Here is a 3,831-nt window from a genome sequence, read left to right as displayed (position 1 = left end):
CATCAATCACATGGAATTCCATGTGATTGATGCAATTTTAGGTGAAATATTTGGGAAGGAGGGAGAAGGAGCATGAGTATTGTTTTGTTTGGTGTATTTATTCTATGCTTAATCATTGGTGTGCCGGTTGCATTTTCCATAGGTCTTGCGGCGGTGGCAGTTCTTTTTGCCGGTGGTGTAGACCGGTTGGTAGTAGTACAAAGAATGTTTGCAGCCTCCGATTCCTTTTCTCTGATTGCAATTCCCTTTTTTATCTTTGCAGGGGATTTATTGGCAAGCGGTGCAATCAGCAAACGTTTGGTTGCTTTTGCTGAATCCTTGGTTGGTAGCATTCGAGGAGGTCTTTCTATTGTTTCTGTTGTTGCGGGTATGTTTTTCGCCGCGATTTCCGGTTCCGGAGCCGCAACCACTGCGGCAGTTGGTGCAACCTTGATTCCTGAATTAAAGGATAGGGGATATCATGCGGAATCTTCTGCGGCATTAATTGCTTCCGCAGGAACAATTGGTGTTGTCATTCCTCCTTCAGTGCCAATGGTTCTTTATGCCGTAGTTGCCGAACAGAGTGTTACGAAGCTGTTTCAGAATGGTTTTTTACCTGGTGTTTTAATGGGGCTTGTGCTTATTGTCATTTCACTGTGGCAGGCATATAAGTTTGATTATCCAAAGGGAACTCCTTTTTCTTTTAGAAATGTTTTGGCTACCTTAAAAAGATCAATATGGGGTTTACTGATGCCTTTAATTATTTTGGGCGGTATCTTTTCAGGATACTTTACCCCTTCGGAGGCTGCCGTGGTTGCCGTAGTGTATGCATTGATTGTTTCTGCATTTGTGTATAAAGATATGACCTTACAGTCCTTGTTTAAAATCATGGTGGGAAGCGTAAAAACTTCAGCAATCATTATGATTATTATCGGATGCAGTGGTGTTTTTGGTTGGGTTTTGGCCAATTGGAAAATACCAGAATCCATTGCAACGGCAGTATTGTCTGTTTCCAGCAATAGATTTGTAATTCTGTTTTTGGTTTCTGTGATTGTTTTGATTGCAGGTGTATTTATGGAAACATCATCGGCTGTTATTATTTTAACACCCGTATTTTTGCCTCTGATGAAGGCATTGGATGTGAACTTAATTCATTTTGGCATACTGTTTACCGTGGGTATTGCCATTGGTATGGTTACACCCCCTGTTGCAATCAATCTTTTTGTGGCATCTAGCATAACGGGTATGCCGATAGAGAAAATTGCTAAGGCTGTTCTTCCATATTTGTTTGGCTTAATAACTATTTTCTTTTTGATTGTGTATGTTCCTATTTTCATACCTGGCGTCATATTCTAGGGTAAATTTAATAAATTTGCAATTTGAAAAGCCCTGATTTGGTTGTATACCATATCAGGGCTTTTGTACTAGAGATAATTAATACTGTTATTTTAATCGATTCTATTTTACTTGTATAGAAAAATGTAATTTGGAAGAGAACGCAGATTTTATTGTAATGTTTTTTTGTTATTTTCTAAGCATTCTTCCAAATCAATGAAGATTGGTTTCCAAGAACCTCCTGAGATTCTTCGGTATTGGGCAACCTCTAAATCAGTTCCATTTGTTAATTGGAAAAATACAATACAGTATTGATATCCATCATTTCCATCAAACTCAATACGGATGGTATAATCCTTTTGAGATTTTCTGAGATCTCCTTTAATCAATTTACACCATTCTCCATATCGTATTTGAACATTTCCCTCAGCTTCCCATTGCCATCCATGATAGGGTGCGCATAAAAAGTTTTCACCAAAATAATGAATGTCGCTAATTTTATATTGGTTTTCTTCTTTTACTAAATCAACAAAGCCATAATAATAGGCAAAAACACCTGTATCTTTTGCACTACCTTCTATGGTTTCAATCTCAACAAAATATCGAACCATGTTTTCTTGAGGAGCTTCCATAGGCACCTGATGATATTTAATTAGATTGATATGCAAAATATTTTCGTAGGTCTTCACATAGTCACTATAGGGTAAATTCTTTTGAAATTGAGTAGAAAGAAGCTGGTAAGAAATTGGATAAGACGCCGTGGCATCTCCAATCGTACCACAGCCTGCTGATCTTCCCACCACAGGGTTGGCCGCGTCACGCAAGATACTGAAATAGTTCAAAATTGTATTATCTGGACTATCTGTTAGTGAATCAGGCAAGGAGATCTCTTCTGGTTTTTTATCATAATTCTCATTCAAAAATTCTTGTGACAATATTTTGTTATTTAAAACAGGCAATTTAGAGGGTCGAAAGTATGTTTCAAAATCCACAGCGTTGCTTTCTAAAAAATCTTCGCAATTAATACATTGGGCTTCCAGTAAACCACCCATGACCATGATTGCTGTTTCGTGTTTTTTATGAAAAGATAAAACGCAGGATAGAACTGCGCAGAGTATGAAGATGAAGATAGGAATTCTTTTTTTACGTAGTGCAAGTTTAATGGTAGGGGGGATCCAATTGTTCAATCTTATTCATTCCCTTTTTCGTAATTTACCTTAATTATATTCTCATCCTACAACAATATAGTACTAATTAGATGTTTTCAGGTATAAGTTTGTTTGCAATTTATTATCAGCAAACAATAATAAAGCGTAAAAATGAAAATAGCAATAACCACAGGGCCGCGATTATTGCTAATATAAGTTGTGTTGAATTTTTGATTAGAAACAGCCAAAACAGAGGTTTCGCTAGGCACAGCGGGAATCTAGCAAAGATTAGCCAAGTTGAATACGTATTCCATCATATATTGCCTGGGCAAAATCAAATTGATTGTTGCGTAGTTTTTCTGCATCCTCTGCATTTGTAATATATGCTAGCTCCACCAAAAGGGAAGGCATAGGGCTTCTTCGCAAGACGTAAAGGGATGGCCTTATAAAGATGCCATTGTTTTTTGTGCCCACCTCTGCCACAATTTGATCTAATATGGACTGTGCAAGAGGATATGCCTTTGAGATCTCACTGTAAATATAGACTTCACTGCCATTATAGCTGGGATTGGTTGAAGCATTGGCGTGAATGCTGATGAAATAATCTGCCCCCCATGCGGTTGCATCAGCAACTCGTGCGGCAAGACTGGTAGAATTGTTATAGCCCAAAGATGTGTCAATCGTTGGACGGGAAACTCTGGCCTCGTACCCTGGCGTATTATTTAACAGTTCAGCAAGATACATGCCTACTTGCCAAACAACATCTTGTTCGTACAAGCCGAACCCCACTGCTCCTTGATTTACGGAACGGCTATGTCCTTGATCTATATATATTTTAATTGCCATAGAGCCACCACCCTAATCAGATTTATATATTACATAATATTGCTTAGGTGAGTGATAGTGAATAAAAAAGGAAAATAGTACAGGTGTAATCAAAAAGTACAAGGTGTTTATCAGCTTTTGTTTTATACATTCACCTCAGCAGAAACAATTCTGAGGAAAGGAATGAAGTATGAACGGAGGGTATTTCAAAAAATGGAGATTAATCACATAGATTTGAGGAAGATAACTTTTAATCAATAGAAATCATCAAGAATCATGAAGATTTTATGCCACTTTATGGAGTTACAAAATCCATTTTATAAATGGTTGATTTTTGTAAATAAATAGAATAATATGGTTATATTATTCTTTGTTAAAATGTTGCTTTGTTGGGAATTTAAGTTTTAGTTTAGGTTATAAAAATTTAAGGATGATTGTATATAAAAATAGTTGTACATAAAGCTTAAAGGAATTAAGATTGTAAACAAAATTAAATTGATTTAGATGTTAAAAACAAATATATAGGAATGGGGGCGTATAAATG

Annotated in this window: 3 protein-coding genes; 1 reads left to right on the top strand and 2 read right to left on the bottom strand. The window is 36.6% G+C overall.

Going from position 1 to position 3,831, the window contains the following annotated elements:
- Positions 1-72 precede the first annotated feature (72 nt).
- Entirely contained in the window at positions 73-1,335 is a 1,263-nt protein-coding gene (locus RTK36_RS02180) for a TRAP transporter large permease (protein WP_312043872.1), read from the top strand.
- Positions 1,336-1,484: 149 nt separating this feature from the next.
- On the opposite strand, the gene RTK36_RS02175 is transcribed toward RTK36_RS02180, so the two are convergent.
- Together RTK36_RS02175 and RTK36_RS02170 are read right to left on the bottom strand one after the other, a co-directional pair.
- Positions 1,485-2,501 carry a hypothetical protein gene (locus RTK36_RS02175; protein ID WP_312043870.1) on the bottom strand — a complete coding sequence of 339 codons (1,017 nt, stop codon included), beginning with the start codon at positions 2,499-2,501 and terminating at the stop codon, positions 1,485-1,487.
- 249 nt (positions 2,502-2,750) lie between these two features.
- Entirely contained in the window at positions 2,751-3,308 is a 558-nt protein-coding gene (locus RTK36_RS02170) for an N-acetylmuramoyl-L-alanine amidase family protein (protein ID WP_312043868.1), read from the bottom strand.
- Between the last annotated feature and the right edge of the window lie 523 nt (positions 3,309-3,831).

Origin of the sequence: Anaerotignum sp. (assembly GCF_031981185.1) — a bacterium.
Lineage (GTDB): Bacteria > Bacillota > Clostridia > Lachnospirales > Anaerotignaceae > Chakrabartyella.
The sequence above is the reverse complement of the archived record's forward strand: the minus strand, read 5'-3'. Positions and strand labels throughout refer to the sequence as shown.